The 22747-nt window shown below is 63.0% G+C and carries 15 protein-coding genes; 7 read left to right on the plus strand and 8 right to left on the minus strand.

What is annotated here, in order from left to right:
* Nucleotides 1-35: 35 nt before the first annotated feature.
* Entirely contained in the window at nucleotides 36-1112 is a 1077-nt protein-coding gene (locus OVA24_RS13370; RefSeq protein ID WP_267670346.1) for an LOG family protein, read from the minus strand.
* A 186-nt stretch (nucleotides 1113-1298) separates the two neighbouring features.
* Here OVA24_RS13370 and OVA24_RS13375 point away from each other — a divergent pair, with 186 nt between their 5' ends.
* Together OVA24_RS13375 and OVA24_RS13380 are read left to right on the plus strand one after the other, a co-directional pair.
* Nucleotides 1299-1973, plus strand: a complete 675-nt coding sequence (locus OVA24_RS13375; protein ID WP_267670347.1) for an OmpH/Skp family outer membrane protein — start codon at nucleotides 1299-1301, stop codon at nucleotides 1971-1973.
* 9 nt (nucleotides 1974-1982) lie between these two features.
* Complete coding sequence (locus tag OVA24_RS13380) at nucleotides 1983-2498, plus strand: hypothetical protein (RefSeq protein ID WP_267670348.1); 516 nt, start codon at nucleotides 1983-1985, stop codon at nucleotides 2496-2498.
* A gap of 24 nt (nucleotides 2499-2522) precedes the next feature.
* Here OVA24_RS13380 and OVA24_RS13385 read toward each other — a convergent pair whose 3' ends face one another.
* Nucleotides 2523-3404, minus strand: coding sequence for a M56 family metallopeptidase (locus OVA24_RS13385; RefSeq protein ID WP_267670349.1), 882 nt, complete (start codon nucleotides 3402-3404; stop codon nucleotides 2523-2525).
* Complete coding sequence (locus OVA24_RS13390; protein ID WP_267670350.1) at nucleotides 3401-3787, minus strand: BlaI/MecI/CopY family transcriptional regulator; 387 nt, start codon at nucleotides 3785-3787, stop codon at nucleotides 3401-3403. The genes OVA24_RS13385 and OVA24_RS13390 overlap by 4 nt, the downstream gene beginning before the upstream one ends.
* A gap of 102 nt (nucleotides 3788-3889) precedes the next feature.
* Here OVA24_RS13390 and OVA24_RS13395 point away from each other — a divergent pair, with 102 nt between their 5' ends.
* Nucleotides 3890-4735, plus strand: a complete 846-nt coding sequence (locus OVA24_RS13395) for a hypothetical protein (RefSeq protein WP_267670351.1) — start codon at nucleotides 3890-3892, stop codon at nucleotides 4733-4735.
* A 182-nt stretch (nucleotides 4736-4917) separates the two neighbouring features.
* The gene (locus OVA24_RS13400; protein ID WP_267670352.1) at nucleotides 4918-11760 is read left to right on the plus strand and encodes a hypothetical protein; all 6843 of its coding nucleotides are present in this window, start codon (nucleotides 4918-4920) and stop codon (nucleotides 11758-11760) included.
* A 244-nt stretch (nucleotides 11761-12004) separates the two neighbouring features.
* On the opposite strand, the gene OVA24_RS13405 is transcribed toward OVA24_RS13400, so the two are convergent.
* From OVA24_RS13405 to OVA24_RS13425, 5 genes are all read right to left on the minus strand, one after another.
* Nucleotides 12005-12859, minus strand: coding sequence for an IS3 family transposase (locus tag OVA24_RS13405; protein WP_324287896.1), 855 nt, complete (start codon nucleotides 12857-12859; stop codon nucleotides 12005-12007).
* Nucleotides 12856-13152 (minus strand): transposase, encoded by a 297-nt coding sequence (locus OVA24_RS13410; protein ID WP_267670354.1) that lies wholly within the window; start codon nucleotides 13150-13152, stop codon nucleotides 12856-12858. Before OVA24_RS13410 ends, OVA24_RS13405 begins: the two co-directional genes overlap by 4 nt.
* A gap of 80 nt (nucleotides 13153-13232) precedes the next feature.
* Nucleotides 13233-15722: an FtsK/SpoIIIE family DNA translocase gene (locus tag OVA24_RS13415; protein ID WP_267670355.1), complete on the minus strand. Its 2490-nt coding sequence runs from the start codon at nucleotides 15720-15722 to the stop codon at nucleotides 13233-13235.
* Between the two features lie 373 nt (nucleotides 15723-16095).
* Nucleotides 16096-18759, minus strand: coding sequence for a putative Ig domain-containing protein (locus OVA24_RS13420; RefSeq protein ID WP_267670356.1), 2664 nt, complete (start codon nucleotides 18757-18759; stop codon nucleotides 16096-16098).
* A gap of 103 nt (nucleotides 18760-18862) precedes the next feature.
* Nucleotides 18863-19648 carry an ABC transporter ATP-binding protein gene (locus OVA24_RS13425; RefSeq protein ID WP_267670357.1) on the minus strand — a complete coding sequence of 262 codons (786 nt, stop codon included), beginning with the start codon at nucleotides 19646-19648 and terminating at the stop codon, nucleotides 18863-18865.
* A 99-nt stretch (nucleotides 19649-19747) separates the two neighbouring features.
* Here OVA24_RS13425 and OVA24_RS13430 point away from each other — a divergent pair, with 99 nt between their 5' ends.
* The 3 genes from OVA24_RS13430 to OVA24_RS13440 are packed head-to-tail and all read left to right on the plus strand — an operon-like array spanning nucleotide 19748 to nucleotide 22738.
* Complete coding sequence (locus tag OVA24_RS13430; protein WP_267670358.1) at nucleotides 19748-20728, plus strand: LacI family DNA-binding transcriptional regulator; 981 nt, start codon at nucleotides 19748-19750, stop codon at nucleotides 20726-20728.
* Nucleotides 20729-20750: 22 nt separating this feature from the next.
* Nucleotides 20751-21566, plus strand: a complete 816-nt coding sequence (locus OVA24_RS13435; protein WP_267670360.1) for a sugar phosphate isomerase/epimerase family protein — start codon at nucleotides 20751-20753, stop codon at nucleotides 21564-21566.
* Between the two features lie 29 nt (nucleotides 21567-21595).
* Nucleotides 21596-22738, plus strand: a complete 1143-nt coding sequence (locus tag OVA24_RS13440; protein WP_267670362.1) for a Gfo/Idh/MocA family protein — start codon at nucleotides 21596-21598, stop codon at nucleotides 22736-22738.
* Nucleotides 22739-22747: the final 9 nt, after the last annotated feature.

Consider the following 22747-nt stretch of genomic DNA (forward strand, 5'->3'; position numbering starts at 1 on the left):
ATTTCCATCCTCAGGATGAAAAGCATCGCGTAAGGTCAGGCACTCAGTTTCCTGACCCCTCCCCTCATCAACGCCCGGGCGGCAGGGATGATCTGATCCAGATCCTCCACCACGGTAAAGCCACCGTCGCGGTGCCAGGGGCGGAGCATGCCGATGAGAGGCCCCCAGAAGCTGATACCTGCAGAATCCTTCCGATCAAAGATGATCACCGGCTTTCCCGCCAAAGCGGGATTCCGCTGTTGTTTGAAGATCATCAGAGCCAGCATCTCCTGAACGGTCCCCGCGCCACCAGGAAAGATCACGAAGGCGTCGGAGTTGTCGATCATGACCTCCATGCGGGTGTAGATGTCCGGCTTCAACCAGAAGCTGGACAGCCCGGCGGGCAGGCCTTCCAGTTCGATGATGTGCGGCACGTTGGAACCCGCCGCCCAACCTCCAGCCTCCACCGCGCCGCGCACCACCTCTCCCATGATGCCGGAGTTCCCCGCACCAGATACGCAGCCCAGGTGCGCCTCCGCCAGCGCCTTGCCAAAGGCGTAGCCGTCATCCAGGTAGGCGGGATCCGAGATGGAAGCGGAGCAGAAGACGCACACGTTGCCGAGGTGGCCAGCGGGGGGCGCATTCTCGAAGCTCCCGGCCGACATGGCCGCAATGTGTTCATGCGGGACTTCCGGCACGCCGCGCATTCGGGCGGTCTCCAACAGCGGGACGACCTGTGCGACTTCATCCGCCATCAGAAGATAGTCCCGGTGGTCCTGGCGGATGGTGCCCAATCCGTGCAGGTGAGCGAAGAGCTTGAATAGCGGGTCCCATGACGCATCGGTGTTCAGCAGCACCGTCGGTTTCCCAGCCAGATGCTTGTCCAGCGTCTGGTAGCCGACGAAGATGGAGACGGCCTTGAAAAGGTCTTCGAGCGTCGCCCCCGGTGTGAACAGGAAAGCATCGGACTCGATGATCTTTTTCTGGATGTTGGACAGGGAGATGCGTTGATCCCCGTTGGAGTTGTAAATGTTCCATCCGGCGGCAAAGAGCTCGCCCAGCAAACGGGCGCGTATTTCACGGTTCGGGTCTCTTTCTCCGGTGACTGTTCCTGCAAAGCGGACTGTAGGCATGATACTGAAAGGGTGTTAGACGGATGCCATCGGAAAAGGGGGGCATCCGTCCCCAATGAACGCCGGGAATGAAACTTCGCAAGTGCCGGTTGTCATGGCAGTTGGGTGGGGGGCGTGGCTGCGGCGGTGCCGGATCGGGGCCTGATCTGCGGTGGACAAGATGCGGTTTCCCGGTCAATCTCCGACATGCTCCGCGCCACCACGTTGCTCCTGCTTTCCCTGGCCTCCGTCATGCCCGCGGTGGCTGCCCCCAGATTCGCGGTGGTGAGGATCACGGAGATCTACCAGAACCTGACCTCCACGCAGATCATGCTCCTGGAGTTGCAGAAAGATCGCGCTGAGATCCTCAAGGACGAACGAGCCGTGCACCTGCGGAAGGTGCTGGAAGAGCTGAAGCAGCTCCAGGCCCAGCTCCAGGCGAAGCGTGACGCACCGGTGGATGATGTCCTGCGCAAGCTGGCCCAACAGTATGAGATTAAACGCCAGGAAGGCCAGACGCTGCAGGAGGAGTTCCAGGTTTTCGATGCGGAGAAGCGGAAAGAGATCAACCGCAAGATGGTCACCACCATGCGCGCTTCCCTGAACAAGATCGATGGAACCGCCCGCACGATCGCACAGGAGCAGGGATTTGACGGTGCGTTCGACTCCTCCGCCAACAGCAACACCGGCGTGCCCATTCTTCTCTATGTGAAGAATGCACCGGACATCACGAAGGATGTCGTTGCGCGGTTGCAGGATGCGGGCGAACCTTCGTCAGCACCCGGCACGACTCCGGCGCCCCTGCCTGACGCGGCGGCGCCAGCACAGGCGGCTCCCACCTCCCCGGTCGGACCGGCTGCGGAGACAACTCCCAAACCTTGACCTCACCCCATGGAACTCAAAGACATTCTCACCCACCCGTTCACCTGGGGCCTCCTGCTGGGCCTCCTGATCGCCGGATTTCTCTGGAAGGCCGGATTCACCGCCCGCCGCAATGTGTCCCGGGAACTGAAGCGAGTGGAAGGTGAAATGAAAGACCTGCAGAACCACCTGAACACGCAACTCAAAATCAACGCCTCCGGCAACGAGACACTCCAGCGGGAACTGGAGTCCCTGCGCCAGCAGAACGAGACGCTGCGCATCAACAACACCGCCCTCCAGCAGAAGCCCGGGCGCGCGGAGCAGCGCCAGCTCCAGATCTATGATGCCGCCGTGCGCATCATGCGGGAGCAGGCCCCCGGCTTCGCCCCGGCATGGGAAAAGGCATCACGCCAGGCGGAGGCGGATCTGGACGCCGCGGACTCCGGCCTGAAGAAGCTGGTCCGCAAGGTCATTCCCAGCCTGGGGAATAGTTCACCCGCAGCTTCCCAGCAGCCGCTGCTGGTGAATGACGAGACCCACGACTGACCGCGACCGCGCCAGCTTCCCACCTCACAGTCCGGGAAAGGGATCCGCAGTCCTGCGCTGGTGGATTTCCGTCTTCGTGTATCCCGTGATCGTTTCCTGCCCCACCAGCGCCAACAGGGCGGCCGCTCCCACCGCCAGCAGGATGAGCACCCCGGAAGCCAGGCCGCTGTCGCCGCGCTGGGGTTCCATCACCCGGCGCACCCGTGCCTCCAGTCCGCCACGCTCGGCCATGGCCAACGCGGGGCCTTTCAGTGGCCGGTCCTCCGCCAGATCACAGAGCGCCTTCGCGTATCGGCGTGACTCCACCCCACTGCGGATGACCGTTGCATCACAGGAATATTCGCACTGGATGAGCAGGCGACGCACGATCCAACGCACAAGGGGGTTGAACCAGTTCACCGCCACCGCGATGCCCGCGATCCAGCGCCGCAAGGGATCCCGCCTCCGGTGATGTTCCAGCTCGTGGCACAACGCCATCTTTCTCAGGTCCTCCTCCCACACCAACCAGTCGCCGGGGACAAACACGATCTGTTCACGCACACCGGCCGCCACCGGCCCGCGGAGGCCAGACAAGCTGCGAATCTCCACGCCTTCCACCGTCTCCAGCAGCGTGGAGCCTTCCGCCCACCCGCGGACCTTCCGCCATGCGGCCAGCAGCCGGACCACCTCTACCAGAAAACCCGATATCCACACCACTGCCAGCCACACCTTCCACGACGGGGCCTGCGCTTCCGCCACCGGTTGGGGAATCACGATCAGCTTCGGTATCACCACCAGCAGCACGGGAAACACACCCAGCAGTGCCAGAACCACCGTGGTGAGCCGCGGGTCCAGCGCGGGGTCCTTCCTTCCCGCCAGCCATACGGCCGCAGCAGCGAGAACAGAAAAGAGCAGCAGCGCGATCACGGCCCACCTCCATCCTCATCCAGCAGCTTGCGGATGCGCGCGATCTCTTCCTTGCTCAGCTTCTGGTCCTCAGGATCCAACAGGGATGCCACCAGCTTTTCCGGGCGCCCTTCGAAGAAAGTCGCCAGCAGTTGCTTCAGCGCGTTCCTCTTCGCCTTCTTTTCCGGCACCGCCGGAGAGTAGACGTAGCGGCGGGATTCCTTCGCGTGCTTCACCAGGCCCTTTTCCTCCAGGATGGCCAGCAGCGCGCGCACGGCGGAGTAGCTCGGCGGATCCGGCAGTTCATCCATCACCTCCTGCGCGGTGCCCTTCCCCAGCCGGAAAAGGATGTCCATCACCTGCCGCTCCCTGCGGGAAACCTGCCCCTCTTCCAGACGTTTCATATCCGCAATTTAGGAAATGCTGGAAATTCCGCAACTTAAATGCTAAAAAGACTGCATTTAATATTTGACCTCCCGGTTTCCAAATGCTGCTTTTTTAGCACTATGAAACGCAATCTGTTTCTCATTCTTCCCGCAGCCTTCGCTGCCCTGCTCTTTCCCTCCTGCGCGGGTCCCGGCGGTGGCCTGCCCACCCAGTCCCCGGTCTTTACCGAGGAAGCCGCACCCGCCATGTCCGGCGGGCTGCGCTCCGGAGACCAGGCGGCCAACCGGAACAATATCGATGCGATGATGGGCAACCGTCCGCAGGAAGAGAAGCGCCCCGGACTGGCCACCGGTTGGGGGGATGAAAAAACCTCGCACATCCACGACGTCGGCTTCACCCGTGCGTCATCGAAACCAGCAGGGATCGACGCCATCTACTACAACGACAAGGACGGCCTCAGGGCGATGTCACGCTTCCCCTCCTCCACGGGTCCCATGCAGCAGGCTGCCGGTGGTCTGGTGGAGTGGGGCATCAAGGGCGGCTACCGCTTCCTCCCCGCCTACAAGGAGTGGGGCTACGGCCGCCGCCTTGTCGCGGGTGAGAAGAACGGCAGCTATGCCATCGTTGTGAAGAACCGCTGCAAGTCGCCCCTGGAGATCGTCGCCAGCGTGGATGGACTGGACGTGATGGACGGAGGCACCGCCTCCTTCTCGAAACGGGGCTACATCGTAGACTCCGGAAAAACCGTCACCATCAGCGGTTTCCGCACCAGTGAAAGCTCGATCGCGTCGTTCAAGTTCTCCGGGGTTTCCAACTCCTATGCGAACATGCGCCACGGGGAGACGCGGAACGTTGGGGTCATCGGCCTGGCGGTGTTCACGAAGAAGGGCGTGAATCCGTGGACGTGGATGCCGGATGAAGTGAAGCGCCGGGGTAGCGCGAGGGCTTTCGCCGAAGCGCCGTGAAGAGAGTGAGGAGGGAGGACACTCCTGTCCTCCGGCTGCAAAGGGAAATCATAGCAAAGGGATCTCGCGGTGAATTCCATATGATTCGCCAATGCCGCCGGTGGACAAGAGTGTCCACCCTCCTTACTCCTCCTTACACTTTAACCTTCCTCCCCCAGCGAAGTCCGGCCATAACCCGCACCATGAGAAAAGCCCTTACCTGTCTCATGCTCGCCACATCCTGCCTCCATGCGGGGGATGAAGACACGTTCCTCGAAAAATACGCCGATCCGGCAACACGGATGGACGCCCTTGCGGAACTGATCCCCGGCAGCCGGAACGCCTATTTCCACACCGCGCTGGCGCACCAGCTCGCGGGCCGGGAGGAGGAGTTCCGCCAGGTGATGGCGGAGTGGAAGACCGCCACGGAGCGGAAGGAGAATCCCATCGAGAACTTCGGCTACGAAGTGCTGGAGAACCGCCGGTTGCTGCTCGCCTACCAGAGGGATCCTGAAGGTTCCGTCGAAGGTTTGATCCTGAAACTGGGCCTCAAATTCGACCACACCCGGCCGGATGCTGCGGCGGAGGCGGAGACGGTCCCCACGCGGCTGGACTCCGCCGCCATCTCTTTGGAAGCGTTCGAGGAGAAGGCAAGGAAATCCTCCCCTCCTTCCACCGCCTACCAGCAATACAGGGGAAAGCGCCTCATGGACGAACTTGCAGGGGCTGCTGACTTCGATGAAGCGAAGGTGCGTTGGTTCCTGGAGCACATCCCGCACCCGGAGCATCCTGCGGTGACGCTGCTGGTGGACCGCTCGCTCGGATTCCAACCGCCTGTCAAGTTCGGTAGCATGACAGCGCATGAGGGCATGGTCTTCCAGCAACTGGATGCGCTGCTGAAGCTGCGGCCCGGGCTGCTGTCCGACGAAGCTTTCAACACCGCCTATCTGGCGAAGATGCGGCCTGGTGCGGAGGTTGACTTCGACCGTGACCGGCAGGCGCACGCGGCGCACCTCCAGCGGTGCCGGGACCATGCGATGAAGCTCCCGCCCGCGCTGGATTCGCTGAAGGCTCATGTCCTCCATCACCACCTGCGCCTCCAGGCGGAGCTGGGGCGGATGCCAAAGGAGGATTTCCTCGCCTACCTGGCGCTACCACGCCGGGAGGACGATCTCTTTCCGAAGGGAAAGCAGGATGCGGTGCCCATCGGATTCTCCTCGGACTACGAGGACGCGACGGGCTGCCCCAGCATCACCGACGAGCGTCCGTTGCTGAACCTCTACCTGGATCATTTCCTGGGCGTGGATGACGACGCGGCGGCGGCGTTCGCCCCGTTCATCCGGACGGAAAGGCTGCGGGAGATGCAGGCGCGCGCACGGCTGCTGGCCGGTGCCGCGACGGGCGTCTGGGGTTCCGTGCTTGCTCCGGCCGACTTCAAGGCGCTGAGCGAGGAAGCCTTCATCCGCTTCACCCCCGGTGCGCCGCAGGTGGTGGCATCCGGAGCCCAGGCCGCGCTCACGCTGGACCTGAAGAACACGCCGGACCTGCACATCCGCATCTATGAGCTGGACCTGCCGTCCCACCTCGCCCGGACAGGAGGAGAGCCGGAGGTGTCCATGGATCTGGAGGGGCTGGTGCCGCACCACGAGCGCAGGGTGGAGTATGGCCACGCCCCGCTCCAGAGACACCGGGAAACCATCGCCCTGCCGGAGCTTGCGGGCGCAGGCGCATGGATCGTGGAGTTCGTGAGCGGACAGGTTTCCGCGCGCTCCCTGGTCAGGAAAGGACAGCTCACCCCCTTCATCCAACGGACCGGCACCGGCCAGACGGTGCGGGTGCTGGATGAGGCGGGAAACGCGGTGGCGCAGGCATCCCTGAAGCTGGGCAACGAGACATTTTCCGCGGACGCGGCGGGCCTCATCACCATCCCGGACGCTCCGGACCAAGCGGTGACGGATGGTGTGCTGCAGGTCGGCAAACTGGCTGCAGAGGTGGCGCTGGAACCGCGCACCGAGAAACTGGACCTGGATGCAGCCTTCCACCTGGAACGGGAACAACTGCTGGCTGACCGCGAGGCGAAGCTACAACTGCGCGTCCACCTCACCAACCACGGCCACGCCATCGCTCTGGAACGGATCAAGGAACCGGCGCTGGTGATGAAGGCGGAACTGCTCGGCGGCATCACCACGGAACGGGTGGTGGCGCAGGACCTGAAGCTGGCGGAGCGGATGGAGATCCCCTTCCAGGTTCCGGCCGATCTTCTCAAGCTCACCTTCACCCTCCGGGGATCCGTTGATCCGCTGACCGGCGGTGACACGGTGAAGCTGGAGGAAACCTACAGCTACTCCCTGAACGGCGCGCTCACCGGCAACGGCATCTCCACCGCATTCTTCTCCCCCATCCCGGGCGGCCATCGGCTTGAAATCCGCGGGCGGAATGGCGAACCATTGCCATCCCGGCGCGTGCGCCTCCAACTAATGCGGGAGGGCTTCAAGGTGGATGTGCAGTCGAATGTCCGCACGGATGCGAGTGGCCGCGTCGATCTCGGCGCGCTGGATGGCATCACGATGGTCGTCGCCACCGGCGGTGACATCGCCTCCACGGCCTATGAGCCCGCCAGGCGCAATCTCACCTCCAGACGGCATCTCCAGGTGGAGGCCGGGAAGAAGATCGTCTTCCCGCAGGAGCATGCCGCCAACGCACCGGACCGCTCCGTGCTTTCGCTGGTTGAGGTGCTGGATGACGGGCCGCTACGCGACCACTTCGACAAGCTATGGGTCGATGACGGGCGCATCCACCTCCGCGGGTTGCCGCCGGGGGACCATGTTTTCACCCAGAACGGGATGGAATCCACCATCAGCGTGTCCGCAGGCACGCGTAAGGAAGACCTGTTGGTTTCTCCCGCACGGATCCTGCCCGTGGAGGATGGCGCACAGGCATTCATCGCGTCCGCCACCGTGCAGGACGGGCAGGTGGCCATCCGCGTCCGCGACCATACGCCGGAAACAAGCATCACCCTCAGCGGCGGTCTGTTCTCCCACAGTGGCTGGCACCCGGGCGATGCGTCGGAGCCTTTCAGCGCCCCACTGGCGGACGGCGTGATGCCCGGCATCGCCGCATGCGGCTACCTGACGGACCGCCGGCTCGATGATGAAATCCGCTACATCTTCGACCGCCGGACGAAGAAGGTGTTTCCCGGTACCATGCTCCCCCGCCCCGGCCTGTTGCTGAACCGTTGGACGGAGAAGGATCTGGATCAGGACACACGGCAAGGCCAAGGCGGCGGCGAAGGGCGGGCGATGAGCGACTCGATGAAGCGCAAGGCGATCCCATCCTACGAAGGGGACGATGCCGAGGGTTCCAAGGCCCAATACCCACCGGTACTGGATTTCCTCGCCACGCCTGCTTCCGTGAAATTCAACGTGAAGCCGGACGCCTCCGGCTGGATCCTCCTGCCGCTCGCGGACTTCGGGAAAGCCAGGTTCGTGAAGGTGCAGGTGGTGGACCGGCTGCATGACGAGGACACCGTGATCCTGCCCATCCAGGATGCGGAGGTGCCACTGCGCGACCGGCGGATCGCCCGTCCGCTGGATCCCGCAGCGCACCATCTGGCAACCCGCAGCGCCGCCGTGCTGACGAAGGACGCGGAGGCCGCCATCGAGAACCTGCTGGACGCGGAGTGGCGCGCCTTCACCACCCTGGAGGAGGCCCACCAATACCTCTATGGTGCGACCAATGACGACCGCCTGCGCGAGTTCGCCTTCCTCACGGAGTGGCCGCAGCTCGATGAAAAGAAGAAGCTCGAGATGCTGTCCGCCCACGCCTGCCATGAACTGCACCTGTTCCTGGCGCGGAAGGACAGGGCTTTCTTCGACAAGCACGTGAAACCCATGCTCGCGCAGAAGCCCGAGAAGGTGTTCATGGATGATCTGCTGCTGGAACGGGACCTGAAAGGCTACCTGCGCCCGTATGCGTGGCAGCGGTTGAACGCGGCGGAGAAAGCCCTGCTCGCCCGCGCCCTGCCGGAGGCCCGGGAGCGGGTGGCGCGGGAGCTATCCCTGCGCTGGCAACTGGAGGCCCCGTCCCCGGATATGGAGACGCAGCTTTTCACGCAGACTCTGAAGGGAACGGATCTGGCGATGATCGACAGCCTGGGCCTGGCCCGGGCGGATGTGGCTGGCGAAGACGAAAGCGCCGGTGTGGCCTACATCACCCAGAAGATGAAGACGATCGTCATTCCGGAGATCGACTTCGAGAACGTGACGGTGGAGGAAGCGGTGGACTTCCTGCGCCAGAAGGCCGTGGAGTTCGATACACTGGAGCTGGATCCAGCGAAGAAGGGGGTGAATTTCATCATCCGCCGCCCTCGGCCGGCCGCGCCCACCGCTCCTGCTACGGATGGCTCCACTCTGTCAGATGCACTCGCATTCGCCCAGGACCCCGGAACCATCCGTATCCCGCAGTTGCGTGTCCGCAACGTGCCACTCCAGACGGCACTCCAGTACATCTGTGACGCGGCCAAGCTGCGTTTCATTGCCGACGACTTCTCCGTCACACTGGTTCCCGTGACTGAGATGGGAGAGGATTTATTCATGCGCACGTTCAGCGTGCCGACTGATTTGCTCCAGCAACTCGCCGGAGCGGCAGGGGGCAGCCCGAACAGTCCGAACGTGCCAATCAGGGAACTGCTCATCGCAAACGGCATCTCCTTCGCCGAAGGCTCGAGTGTGACCATGCGGAGAAACATTCTGGTTGTGCGCAATACGCCGAGCGAACTGGAGAAAATCGAACAACTGACGGCGGTTCTCAGATCATCCGAAGCGCTGGAAGAGCAAACATTTTCTCCCGGAGCACTTCCGGAGATTGTTGATCCGTTCGTCGCACCTGCCCCTGCCGCCGCGCCGCAGGTGGATGGATTCGCAGCCGCCGCTCCGGCGGATCCTTTCGGGGGTGAAGTTTCCGGCTATGCGATGAGATCCCGCATCACGCCTCGACAACTTTTCCCGGAACGCACACGGATGTGGCGGGAGTCGAACTATTTCCGCAACACGGCGGCGACGGATGAAACGTTGATCCCGTTGAACCGCTTCTGGATCGACCTCGCGGCGTGGGATGGCAACGGCGCGTTCCTTTCCGCCCATTTCAATGCCTGCACGCACAATGCGAACGAGGCGCTGATGTGCCTCGCGCTTCTCGACCTGCCCTTCAAGGCGGAGCGTCCGGAGGTGACCGTGGACGGCGGCTCGATGCGGGTGAAGGCGCGCGAGCCGATGCTGCTGTTCTACAAGGACACGAAACGCACGGAAAAGGTGGCGGAGGAATCCCCGCTGCTGGTCCGCCAGACCTACACCACGCTCGCGGAGCCGTTCCGCACTGTGGATGGCCGGAAGGTGGAAAACCCGGTCACCGGTGACTTCCGCCCGGGTGTTGCCTACCGTGCCTCGCTGGTGGTGACGAACCCCACCGGCACCGGCAGACGGGTGGACCTGCTGGCACAGATCCCCGCCGGGGCCATCCCGCTCGGCGGGCATCCCCTCACCCTTTCCGCCACCAGCAACCTGAACCCGTATGGCGTGGTGATGAAGGAACTGCAGTTCTACTTTCCAGCGCCCGGGGAGTTCGCCACCTATCCGCTGCATGTGAGCGAAGACGGGACGGTGCTGGCGCACTCCGAAGCACGCACGCTGCGCGTCACCGTGGACCCCGCCCCGCACGACGGAGCTTCATGGCTGGCCATCGCCGCGGACGGCACGCCGGAGCAGGTGCTGGAGCGGCTGCGGACGGAGAACCTGAATACGATCCGCCTCGATGCCATCCTCTGGCGGCTGCGGGACAAGGCGTTCTTCACCACCGTGGCCGGCATCCTCCGGGAGCGGCTGCATTTCTCCGCCGGGGTCGCCGCCTACGGATTCCTGCACCGGGATGCCGCCGTGATTCGGGATTTCCTGGAGAACGGCCGGATGATCGACACCACCGGAGACTGGCTGGACAGCCCATTGCTGGAGGTGCGCCCGCGCACCCACAGGGGCTGGGAGACCTATGAGTTTGATCCGCTGGTGAACGCCCGCATCCACCGCTTCGGCGATGAGTCGCGTCTCACCCATCCGGAGGCAAAGGCGCACTACCATGCTTTCCTCGACCAGCTCGCGTGGAAGCCCGCGCTGGACTCGACGGATCTGCTTTCCTTCTCCGCGTTCCTTTTCCTGCAGGACCGCATCGATGAGGCACTGGTGTATTTCGACCGTATTGACCCCGCTTCGTTGGCAGGCCGCATCCACTATGACTACCTGAAGTGCGTGGCTCTCTTCCACCGCGAGAAGGCAGACGAGGCGAAGGTCATCGCCGCCGCGACACTACCCACCCTGCCGCCCGGCGTCTGGCGCGACCGCTACCAGGCGGTGGTGAGCCAGGCGGATGAGATCGCCGCGCTTGCCAAAGCACCCGTGCCCAAGGAAGAGGCGGGCGGAAAGGCCGCGCCGCAGCTTGATCTGGCGCCGTCCGGCGATGGCAGGTTGGTCCTGCGCCACCGTGCGCTGGACAAGGCCTCACTCCGTTTCTTCCGTGTGGACCTGGAGATCCTGTTCTCAAAAGACCCGTTCCTGCAGGGCGGCGAAGGCGGCAACGCCGAACCGGCCATCCTGCCCAACGCCACCCTCGACGTGCCGCTGGCCGCCGGAACCACCGAAACCGGCGTGGACCTGCCCGCCGGGATGAAGGGCGGCAATGTCCTGATCTCCGCGGACTCCGGCAACACCCGCCTCCTGAAGGTGCTGGACTCCGGTGCGCTTGACATCCGCCGGCAGCCGCTGGAACGCACCATCCAGGTGCTGGACACCGCCGGACACCCGCTGCCGAAGACGTATGTGAAGGTCTATGCGGAAACCCGGAACGGAGAGATCAACTTCCACAAGGACGGCTACACCGACCTGCGCGGCAAGTTCGACTACCTGAGCCACACCGCCATCGACAGCTCCACCATCAAGCGCATCGCCATCCTGACCAGCCACCCGGACAAAGGCGCGAGGATCGGGATCCATGAGCGGTGAGTGGTTAACACTGCAACCGAGTAAGGAGGGTGGACATTGCGGCTGCGCCGCTATGTCCGCTTCGCTCCCGTTCCTGTCCACCGGCGGCATTGGCGAATCATCAAAGGATTCACCATGAAGTTGAAAAGGGCTTAAAGGAAGGATGAAGGGGAGAATCTGTTAGGGAATACCTTTGCTGATGGGTTCCCATTGCAGCCGGAGGACAGGAGTGAGGTGCAACCCTAAATTGGACCACTGGTGTCCTTCATTTCTGTCTCTGGAATCGGGCTTCGAATTGGTTGGGACTGAGGTATCCGATCGACGAATGGAGCCGCCTCGGATTGTAGAAGGCATCGATGTAGCTGAAGATCTTCTGCCGCGCCTCATCCAGATTCCTGAAGATTTCCTCCTCCGCCATTTCCGCTTTGAGGGTACCCATGAAGGATTCGGTCCTGGCGTTGTCGTAGGGATTGGCCAGCCGCGACATGCTCTGTCGCAGGCCTGATCCGGCAAGCATCGCCCTGAACGCGGTGCTCGAATACTGGCTGCCCCGGTCGCTGTGGAAAATGGTGGAAACGATCTTCCTGCGGCTCTGGAGCGCCTGCCGCAGGGCATCGGTGACCAACGCGCGGTCGATGGAGCGTGACAGGCTCCAGCCGATGATCCGGCGTGACCACAGGTCGATGACCACGGCGAGGTAGAGCCAACCCTCACGGCTCGGGATGAAGGTGATGTCCCCGGCCCAGACCTGGTCGGGAGCCTGGGGTGGCGGCAGTTTGGCAAGCAGGTTGGCACAGGGATGGGAGGCCTTGCCATCGCTGGTCTTCGGGGTGAAGCGCCGGCGCTGGATGGCGTGGAGACCTTGCCGGCGCATCATCCTGCGCGCCCGCTGCCAGCCGCAGGAGACGCCACGATTGGCCAATTCGCAGGCGATCCGGCGGTAGCCGTAGCAGCGGCGGTTGGCGTGGAAGATGGTGCTGATGAGGGCGGCGAGTTCCTGATCCGGCCAGGGTTGCGCGGGAGGACGGGGCTTGTGGTGATAGGTGCTGCGCGGCAAACCCAGCACCGAGCAGATCCTGCGCAGGCTGGCCCCGCTGCTTTCCCGCAGCTCCTTGATCAGCGTTCTGGATCGGGTGGAACAGAGGAGCCCAGGATCGCGGAGGCTTTTTTTAAAATGTCGTTCTCCTGGGTGAGGCGGGCCAGTTCGCGGCGGACCGCCTGCAACTCGGAAACCAAGGCGGCTTCCTTTTGCGGGGAGGTGGGGCGCGGGGCGGGCTTCCGTGCCTTGTCGCGCCAGCGGTAGAGGGCGCTGCGCGCCACGCCGAGCTGGCGGGACACCTCGGTGACCGATCCACAGGCGTCGATCAAGGCAACGGCACGGATCATGAACTCATCACTATACTGGGCACTCATGGGGATGGTTGGTTCTGACTGTCCTCTATTCTCCGGGGACAAATGGTCCAACCATTTAACTCACCTCAGGAGTGTCCTCCTTACTTCAGAAACACCTCGCGGGGCTTCGCGCCTTCGCCGGGGCCGACGACGCCGCGTTGCTCCAGGATGTCCACCATCCGCGCGGCACGGGTATAGCCCAGCCGCAGGCGGCGCTGGAGGAGGGACGTGCTGGCTTTCTTCTCCTGCCGCACCACTTCGATGCACTTCATGATCAGCTCCTCATCCGCGTCGGAGACTTCTTCCCCCTCCTCGTCGTCGGAGGAGTTGATGGAGGCGTTGATGTCGATGTCGAAGGTGGGCGAGCCCTGGGCTGCGCAGTGATCGACGATGCGCTCCACCTCCGCGTCGGAAACGAAGGCACCTTGGGAACGTTCCAGTTTCGCGGATCCCGGTGGCAGGAACAGCATGTCCCCCTTACCCACCAGCTTGTCCGCGCCCTTGGTGTCCAGGATGACGCGTGAGTCCAGTGCGGAGGAAACCTGGAAGGCGATCCTGCACGGGATGTTCGCCTTGATGATGCCGGTGACCACATCCGCCCGAGGCGTCTGCGTGGCGATGATGAGGTGGATGCCCGCCGCACGCGCCTTCTGGGCGATCCGCGCGATGCACATCTCCACATCCGCCGGGGCGGTCTGCATGAGGTCGGCAAGCTCGTCGATGAGCACGACAATGTAGGGGAAGCGATCCGGGATCTGCTCCTCGGCGATCTCCAGTTCATCGTCATCCGCTTCCGGACCAAGGTCGCCTTCGCCCATGGAGGCGACGATGGCGTCAAGCTCCTCGTCGCTGATGGTCGGCTCCTGCGGCTCCGGTTCTTCCTCTTCCTTCGGGGTCTCCGTCTTATCCGGGCGCGGACGGTTGTTGAAGCTGTCGAAGTTCCGCACGCCTTCCTTGGCGAAGATGCGGTAGCGCTTCTCCATCTCGTTCACCACCCACTTCAGCGCGGCGACGGTCTTCTTCGGATCCGTGACAACGGGGACGATGAGGTGGGGCAGCTTGTTGTACATCTGCATCTCGACCACTTTCGGGTCCACCATGATGAACCGCAGTTCATCCGGCCCGAACTTGAACAGCATGGAGGCGATGATGGAGTTGATACAGACGGACTTTCCGGAACCCGTCGCCCCCGCCACCAGCAGGTGGGGCATGGCGGCCAGGTCACCGATGACCGTCTTGCCATAGACGTCTTTGCCGAGAGCCAGCGGGATCTTCTTCTTCGCGGAGCGGAACTCCGGATCATGCAGCAGTTCATGCAGCGGCACCGCGACCTTCTGGTTGTTCGCCAGCTCGATGCCGACAGTGTCCTTGCCCGGGATGGGAGCCAGGATGTTGATGCGCTCCGCACGGGTGGCGCGGGCGATGTCCGCCTCAAGCTGGGAAATGCGCGAGACCCTCAGACCGGTGGAGGGATAAATCTCGTAGCGGGTGATCGTGGGGCCACGGGTGATGTCGCCCGGGCTGACCTCGATGCCGAACGCCTTGAGCGTTTCCACGATGGTGCGCTGGGTATCCAGCATCTCCTCCCGGTGGTCCTCCGTGGACTCCTCCATCTCGACCGCGTCCAGCAGGTCGAAGCCCGGAAGCTCGTAGTCCTCGAATTCGTTGACGGAAAGGAACTGGTGCCCGGAGGGCTTCTTGCGCTCAAAGGGCTTCGCCCCAGGCTGCATCGACTCCACGCCCGCCCTGCGCTGGGAGGCGTCGATGATCTGGGGAGTGGGGGTTTCCCGCAGGCCGAGCATGGGCTGTGGATCCGGCTCCGGCACCTTCGCATCCGCAGCGACCTTCGCCGCCTCACGGTCCTTTCGGCGCTGCTCCCGCTGCCGTTCCCGCTCCGCCAGCATCTCCGCCTCGCGAGCGGCGATCTTTCCGGCCTCCCCACGCTGCATCCGCCATTCCGCGTGGCGCTTCCGGAGCTGGTGGTAGCAGGCTTTGACGAACCGGATGGGGTGCTGGCCGGTCAGCAGCAACAACGAAACCAAATAAGCGCCGAGCGAGACGATGATGGTTCCCGCACGCGCGATCACCATCGAGAGGACGCCGACAGGCTTTCCATCCTCCCCCACCCCGCCAAGAAGTTTACCGATCACCCCGCCGGGTCCGGGCAGATGGCAGCGCGCCGCCCATTCGTCGAAGAAAATATTGGAAGCCGCCAGGAACGCGGCGCCGGAGACCAACAGTACCGCGAAACCAATCACCGGACGCGGCCACAGCTTTCCATCAAAAGCGACCTTCACGACGCCGAACCAGATCAACCCCACCGGCAGCAGGTAGCTGGCCGCGCCGAACAGGATGATCTGGAGAAAGCCGAGCAGTCCTCCCACCGGTCCGATGAGATTCGTCCCGTCGCCGCCGTTCTTATCCGCGAATGCCTCAAGGAACCACCGTGGCGGCAGGTCCGATGGCGAGTAAGATACCAACGACAACAGCAGCAACAGACCAAGGAATATCAGAACGATGCCAGTGATCTCGTTCGACCACTTGCTCGGCTCCGGCTGCTCACCTCGCTTTTTATTCTCGCTGCTTCCCATGGGGGGTTCCTGCGGGAATCATCCCCCGATACCCGGCATCCCGCAAGATTGTTTTACCGGGGCTGGAATTCAGGAAAACCTAAGCGATTTGCCCAGAAACGGCAGTCGTCGAACGAGCGAGCGCATCCACCCCATCCGGCCTGGTGCCTGTGATCGGCGGCTGATCGCGGAAGTGATGGAAAGCGCCATGTGAGGGTCAGAAAAGATCGTCTGTGTTTTCATAGCGGTCGGGATTGCCAACCGGACATCGCTTGAACCATGCCAATCCCCCGGCCCAGCAGGCAGAGGCAGTTATCTAACAGAACCTCCGGGATGGAATGTCATTCCGCGCCGTGCGGCGTTCAATTTGCACGGCGGGGAATGCCCGGGGGGGTCAGGGCTGGATTACCTTCACCCGGTAGAAGCGCTTGTCACCGACCAACGGCCCGGGGTTCGGGTCCGACACGGTGATGATGTCACCGGCAGGTCCGGTGTTTGCGACGGTATAGTCCAGACCAGCATCCCACTGGCTGAGATTCGAACTGAACTCAACGACGTAGCTGATCCCGCGGGCAACGGCTTCCTTCGACCGGTACACCGCCACCTCAATGCGGGGGCTGGTGGAGGAGTCGAAAAACGAAACCGGAACCCCAGGCTCGGGAGAACCGTCATAGAGCGGGGATGACGGCACCTTCGGCAGGGGCTTCTGCCCCGGTGTCAGGCCAAAAGCGAACTCCAGCAGGTTCCCATAGCCGTTCCCATCCGGGTCTTCCAGATGTCCGCCCGCCGCACCTTCATACGGCCTGCCGTTGTCCACAAGCCAACGCTGCGTGGCCGTGAAAGTCCCGCTGGCGGGACGAACCTCCACCGAAAGCAGGATGAAATCCTGCTCCCCACCCCGCCGTGCGATGATGCCCAGTTCAACAGTGCCCACCTGTCCCGCCTGGAATGCCCCGCTGAACTGCCCGGTGGCAGCATCAAACGAAACACCCCCGGGAAACCCGGTCTGGCCCGCCCAGTAGGTCTCCCAGGTGATGCCGGCCCCGGTGCCCGTCGCCTGATAGGTGAACGGCTGCCCGACGGTGGCTGTCACCCGTTCGACGCTGGTGATGAACAATGGCGCATCCACCGCCGCGGGACTGATGGTGAAAGTGACGGCAAGCGGATCGCCCGCCCCTGTATTGTTGCGTGCCGTGAAGATGACATTGAACGTCCCCGGCACCTTCGGTTTCCCCATGACCAATCCCGTCACCAGATCCAGGGTCAATCCCGCCGGCAGTCCAGACACTTCCAGGACACCGGATGATTTCGACACCGCGAAGAAGATGTCCTGCCCTACGGTGCCCTCCGCCTGGGTTTCACCGAACAGCATCGGCACCGTTGGAACATAGTCATCATCATCGATGGCCAACATCACCTCCGTCGTGCCGTCAGCCACCGCGCCGGTGAAATTCCCGAGCAGAACCTTCACCGTCTTGGCAGGGTCCTGCGCGTAGTCGTTCAGCACGGGAAGACGCACCGTTTTTTCCCCGGCCTCACCCGCGGCCCAACTGACCACCGTCGTCACTCCCGCTTTGAAATCCTGCCCCTCCACCGCTGTGCCTCCTGCCGCCAGAGTCGCACGGACGCTGGCAGCACCGGTGGTACCCAATGTCCGCCTCACCTTGAATTCCACGTAGCCCAGCGCCTCGGATCCCTGTCCGTAGGGCGGGACCTCCACCCGGATGCGTCCCGTGTTCGGCTGGTTCCTCAAAACAAAGAATCCCACCCCCCGCTGATCGTGATAACTGCAGAGCAGATCGAGGTTCGAGTTGATGGAGATGGCGGACGGTTGGTAACCTTCATGGTCATAACCCGCGTCCGAGGCATCGAAAGGCGCATACAACTTGTAGGACGGCGCCATCTCATCCCGAACCCGTGTGATCCCGTAGTCAGCCACCGTGCTGCTTCGCCGCGCCAGCGCCAGAACTCCATCCTCATCCAACCCGAGCAGATGGCCGTTCCGCGACATGGTCACACGGCTGGCAGGCAGGTAAGGACCACTCTGAAGGAAGCGGAAACCAGAGACCGTCCGCAGCTCGTTGAATCTGTTCGCCCAGACCACCGTGGCGTGGTGGGTTCCATCAACATAGTTGCTCATCGCCCGGTAGGGTCCGTGCGCAAGAGGCGGACCTCCCAAAGCCTGTGCATACGGATAGTCCGGAGTCGGCTGATAGATCCCTGCCAGAGCGGGAATCCTGGTCTGACTGGCGGAGCTGAAAGTCGCGGACGAAACCGGCGCGTCATAGTAGAACATCAGCTCCGGGGGATTGAGATCCGCAACCCCGCCGATCAGATAACCGTCACGGTCCAGCGCCTGGGGAGAACCCAGCGTACGGGCGAAATCCAGATCAAACCAACGCCCGGAATTCGCCGTCGCTGTACCCTTCCACATCACCGGCGGTGCATAGAAAAACGGCCAATCGGACGTGTAGCCCAGCACCGTCCCATCGTCGGAGATATCCGTCACTCCTGCCGAGAATTCCTCGTTCCGGCCCGTCTCCCCGTTGTAGTCGGCGAAGACATATCCGCCCAGCGTGGAGGCGGAAATCACCGGTTGCGCGAGCGTTTCCAGATCCGCGTCCACTTTGTACCGGACGATCCGATGAATGTTCCTCGACCCTCCACCCCAGGCCAGGATCGACTGGCGGGCGGGTGCCGCCAGGTAAAACGTCCCGCCCTCCACATTGCTGATCCGCACGATCCCGGTTGAGTTCCCCTCCGCTGGTGAAAGCGTTGCCGTCACCCCGCCCTGCGCAGGTGTGATCTTCCGCATCACGCCGTCCTTGAACACGAAAATTCCCCGCGCTTCCTCCACTCCCGAAGATTGAGCCGTATAACGCACCCACGTTCCGGCGACGATCCCGGAATCATTGAAGTCATGGATCTGGTATGTCTCCGTTGCCAACGCGGGCATGAAGGAAGAGGACACCACATAGTTGGGCGGCGTCTGGGCCTCGGCGACCCCGGTGGTTGCTAACAGACTAACCACTGCGGAAATCATCCGATGAGTTTTCATGGCGGGAGGAGCTAAGATGTTGGAAACACCTGAATGGTGAGATATACCAACGACCCCGTCGAGCATTTTGCAATACCTCCGCCGAAATGCGTATGGATACTACTCACCCCGGTTTTACATCACACCATCCCGCCGACCACTTCACCCGCAGCCCCACCTGATAAAGGTCGGTCAGATTTCCGGAGGTGAGCACGGATTTCTTGTCTCCGTCCGCGAAGACTCCGCCGTCCTTCAGCAGCACCGCCCGGTTGATCCCCGGCGGGATCTCGCCGGGATGATGGGTCACCAGCAGCAGCGTCTTACCCGCCTCCAGCAGCTTGCAGAGCGTCGCCGTCAGTTGCATCGCCGCGGCGAAATCGAGGGCCGTGGACGGCTCATCCAGCACCAGCACCTCCGGCTGGTGCACCAGCGAACGGGCGATGAGGAACCTGCGCCGCTCACCGGAGGACAACGCGCCGAACTCCCGCTTCGCCAGCGCGGTGATGCCCATCAGCTCCATCGCCTCCGCCGCGCGTTCCTTCTCCGTCTTTGAGAATTTCATCCAGCGCGTCTTTCCATACGCACCACGCAGGGAAGAAAGCACGGCGTCCTCCGCAATCTCCTCCGGATGAAAGCGCGCGACCTCTTCCGGCATCACCACCCCGATCTTGTGCCGCAGATCCTCCAGCGACCACAGATCCTCTCCGAACAGGCGACAGATCGCACCGCTACCCCACTCCGGCCGCAGCTCTCCGGTCAGCACTTTCAGCAGCGTGCTCTTGCCCGCTCCGTTCGGTCCCAGGATGGCCACGCTCTCCCCCTCCCTCAGCACCAGGGAGAAATCTTTCAGCGCCCGAGTTTCCCCACGCCAGACCGTCGCGTCCTGAATCTCAAGTATGGGATTGTCCACAAGCCGATCCCGCGCCATCAAACGTGCGTTGGCAAGCAGGCATGCACTTTCTTTGCTTGCCCTTACGAGATTGCACGCAATAATTCAACCCAACCTGACATGGTAACGATCTATGACATCGCTGAAAAGGCCGGAGTTTCCGGCTCCACGGTTTCCCGCGCGCTCAATGGCTCGCGGCTCGTGAGCGATGAAGTGCGGGAACGTATCCAACACATCGCCAAAGACCTTGGTTTCGAGAAACGAAACGTGCGCCGCCACCGCCAGCGCACCATCCTCAACATCCGCCTGGTCCTGCCGCACCACGATTCCCCGGAGCGCGGATTGTTCTATGATCTGACACAGCTCATCGACGGCCTGCGCAAGGGCTTCGCGCCAACGGCGATCAACATTCTGAGCGACCTGGGAGGACCGTCTTTCGTTCCCTTCCCGCACAAGAAGGGCGGGGACACGGATGCCTTCGTCTTCGCCTTCCACCTGCCTTCGCCGGAGGTGCTGCAGGCTCTGATAGGGCGGAACATCCCATTTGTCATCCTCAACCGGGCAACGCCCGGTCTGCCGTGCATTTCCTCCGACCACGGCGGCGGGATGGCGGAGCTGGTGGAGCACTTGGGGAAAGCCCCCATCAAGCCGTGCCTGATCACCATCGACGGGCTCAACGAAGTCTTCGTGGAACGCCGCGAGGGCTTGGCCACCACGCTGGCGGCAAAGGGCATCCCGTTTTCTGATGCGGACATCCACCATTTCAAGAACACCGCCGCGCTGACCGGGGAGGGACTGGCCCCCATCGCGGAGAAATATGACACGCTTTTCTGCATCAACGACATCGTCGGCTCCGTGGTACTCTCCGAGCTGGCCCGGATGGGCATCCCGGTGCCGGAGCGTTGCCAGGTGACCGGCTTCGATGATTCCCCGCTGCGCCGCATCACCCGGCCGCTGCTGACCACCGTGGCCATGCCCGTCTTCGAGTTCGGCCGCCGTGCCGGACAGCGGCTTGCGGCGGAGGTCATAGAGGGTGCCGTGAATGTCCCTCTGGAGCGCCTCCACGGCTCCCTGCTCATCGGGGAATCCACCCGCCGTTGAAGCCCGGCTTTCCATCAAACCCATGACATCCGACCAACTCGCCATCCACACGTTCACCACCAAGCCGTGGTCGATCGACGAGTGCATTGAGAACTACGCCCGCCACGGCTTCGGCGGCATCTCCATCTGGCGGGAAACCGTCGAAGGTGAGGACCTCGCCCGCGTTTCCCGCAGGCTGAAGGACAGCGGCCTGAAACCCGTCTCCTACGTCCGTGGCGGCTTCTTCACCGGCACCACCGCGGAAGCCCGCCGTCAGGCCATCGACAACAACCTCCGGATCATCCGGGACTCGGAGACGCTCGGGTTGCCGATGATCGTGCTGGTCTGCGGTGCCACCCCCGGCCAGTCCCCGCGTGAGAACCTTTCACAGATCCAGGACAGCATCGCCGCCATCCTCCCCGCTGCGGAGAATGCGGGTATCCGGCTGGCCATCGAGCCGCTGCACCCCATGTATGCCGGTGACCGCTGCGCCGTCGCCACCATGGCGGATGCCAACGACCTGTGCGAGGCGCTCAACCATCCGCTCCTCGGCGTGGCGGCGGACGTCTATCACATCTGGTGGGACTCGAAGCTGGAGCAGGAAATCACCCGTTGTGCCGCCGCGGACCGTCTCTTCGCTTTCCACGTCTGCGACTTCAAGGCGGACCTGGAGCACCCGCTGCTCGACCGCGAGCTGCCCGGCCAGGGCCTCGGCACCTGCGCCCGCGTCAACGATCTGGTGAAAGCCGCGGGCTTCTCCGGCATGACCGAGGTCGAAATTTTCTCCCGCAGATACTGGACCGAGAACCAGCACCAGTTCCTCGAAAAAATCAAAGCCGCCTGCGCCCCACTCCGATAAGCAATCTTCAATCATCCATACCTCAAACCATGAAACCCATCGGCATCATCCTCAACGGCGTCACCGGACGCATGGGCACCAACCAGCACCTCGTGCGTTCCATCCTGGCCATCCGCCAGCAGGGCGGACTCCGCATCGGGGATGAAACCTACATGCCCGAGCCGATCCTCACCGGCCGCAATGAATACAAGCTGGCCGAGCTGGCGAAGAAACACGGCGTGGAGAAATACACCACCGACCTGGACTCCGTGCTGGCGGATCCTTTCTACCAGATTTTCTTCGATGCCTCCGGCACCCCTTACCGCATCGGCTTCCTTGAGAAAGCCATCGCCGCGGGCAAGCACATCTACTGTGAGAAGCCCACGTCGGATTCCGCATCGGAAGCGTTCCGCATCGCTGAAGTCGCGGAGAAGGCAGGCGTGAAGAACGGCACCGTGCAGGACAAGCTGTGGCTGCCGGGCCTCCGCAAGTTCCAACTGCTGAAGGAGCAGGGCTTCTTCGGCGAGATCCTCTCCGTCCGCGGGGAGTTCGGCTACTGGGTCTTCACCGGCGACTACGAGGGCCAGCCGATCCAGCGCCCCAGCTGGAACTACCGCTCCGAAGATGGCGGCGGCATGATCGTGGACATGCACTGCCACTGGCGCTACGTCATCGACAATCTTTTCGGCAACGTGACCCGCGTCTTCTGCAAGGCGGCGACCCACATCCCGCAACGCTTCGACGAACAAGGCAAGCCGTTCAAGTGCACCGCCGACGACTCCGCCTACGCGATCTTCGAGACGGACACCGGCATCACCTGCCAGTTCAACTCCTCCTGGAACGTCCGCGTCCGCCGCGACGACCTCCTCACCATGCAGGTGGACGGCACCAAGGGATCCGCCATCGTCGGCCTGCGCAAGTGCTGGGCGCAGCATGAGAGCGTCACCCCGCGCCCGGTGTGGAATCCGGACATCGACAGCCCCATCAACTACTACGACCGCTGGACGGAAGTGCCGGACCAGATGAACTTTGAGAACGCCTTCAAGATCCAGTGGGAGCTGTTCCTCAAGCACGTCGTCGCGGACGAGCCGTTCCGCTGGACGCTGCGTGAAGGCGCCAAAGGCGTCGAGCTGGCCGAGCTGAGCTGGAAGTCCCACGAGGAAGGCCGCTGGATCGACGTTCCGGTGCGCTGAGACCAGCCC

Origin of the sequence: Luteolibacter sp. SL250 (genome assembly GCF_026625605.1) — a bacterium.
In the GTDB taxonomy this organism is placed as follows: domain Bacteria; phylum Verrucomicrobiota; class Verrucomicrobiia; order Verrucomicrobiales; family Akkermansiaceae; genus Luteolibacter.

Coding starts and splice junctions, on each gene's coding strand:
- OVA24_RS13370 (WP_267670346.1), bottom strand. CDS start 1,112: ATGCCTACAGTCCGCTTTGCAGGAACAGTCACCGGAGAAAGAGACCCG.
- OVA24_RS13375 (WP_267670347.1), top strand. CDS start 1,299: ATGCTCCGCGCCACCACGTTGCTCCTGCTTTCCCTGGCCTCCGTCATG.
- OVA24_RS13380 (WP_267670348.1), top strand. CDS start 1,983: ATGGAACTCAAAGACATTCTCACCCACCCGTTCACCTGGGGCCTCCTG.
- OVA24_RS13390 (WP_267670350.1), bottom strand. CDS start 3,787: ATGAAACGTCTGGAAGAGGGGCAGGTTTCCCGCAGGGAGCGGCAGGTG.
- OVA24_RS13395 (WP_267670351.1), top strand. CDS start 3,890: ATGAAACGCAATCTGTTTCTCATTCTTCCCGCAGCCTTCGCTGCCCTG.
- OVA24_RS13400 (WP_267670352.1), top strand. CDS start 4,918: ATGAGAAAAGCCCTTACCTGTCTCATGCTCGCCACATCCTGCCTCCAT.
- OVA24_RS13410 (WP_267670354.1), bottom strand. CDS start 13,152: ATGAGTGCCCAGTATAGTGATGAGTTCATGATCCGTGCCGTTGCCTTG.
- OVA24_RS13415 (WP_267670355.1), bottom strand. CDS start 15,722: ATGGGAAGCAGCGAGAATAAAAAGCGAGGTGAGCAGCCGGAGCCGAGC.
- OVA24_RS13420 (WP_267670356.1), bottom strand. CDS start 18,759: ATGAAAACTCATCGGATGATTTCCGCAGTGGTTAGTCTGTTAGCAACC.
- OVA24_RS13430 (WP_267670358.1), top strand. CDS start 19,748: ATGGTAACGATCTATGACATCGCTGAAAAGGCCGGAGTTTCCGGCTCC.
- OVA24_RS13435 (WP_267670360.1), top strand. CDS start 20,751: ATGACATCCGACCAACTCGCCATCCACACGTTCACCACCAAGCCGTGG.
- OVA24_RS13440 (WP_267670362.1), top strand. CDS start 21,596: ATGAAACCCATCGGCATCATCCTCAACGGCGTCACCGGACGCATGGGC.